Annotated in this window: 1 protein-coding gene; it reads left to right on the forward strand. The window is 63.1% G+C overall.

All coding sequences use genetic code 11. The annotated features are described in order from the left end of the window. Window positions 1-30: 30 nt before the first annotated feature. Window positions 31-317, forward strand: a 287-nt coding sequence (locus QN399_RS26285) for a putative glycoside hydrolase (protein WP_330201938.1), incomplete at its 3' end; no start/stop codon positions are given.

Raw genomic sequence — 317 nt, forward strand, 5'->3', positions numbered from 1 at the left:
CCACTGGCCGACGCGCATCCGGAGTGGAGCGTGCACACCGCAGAAGGCACGCCGTCGCGTGATCGCGAGAGCCTGCAATGGATGGATCCGATTTCGCACGACGTATGGCAGCACAATCTCGATGTCGCCGAGGAGGCGGCACGGATGGGCTTCGACGAGGTCCAGTACGACTATGTGCGCTTTCCCGACAAGAGCGGGCTACGCTTTGCCCTGCCGAACACTCTGGCCAACCGGACTGCGGCTATCGTCGGCTTCCTGCAGGCCGCACGCACACGGCTAGCGCCCTACTACGTATTCGTTTCCGCAGACATCTTCGG

This window comes from Pseudomonas sp. 10C3 (assembly GCF_036346185.1).
GTDB lineage: Bacteria > Pseudomonadota > Gammaproteobacteria > Pseudomonadales > Pseudomonadaceae > Aquipseudomonas.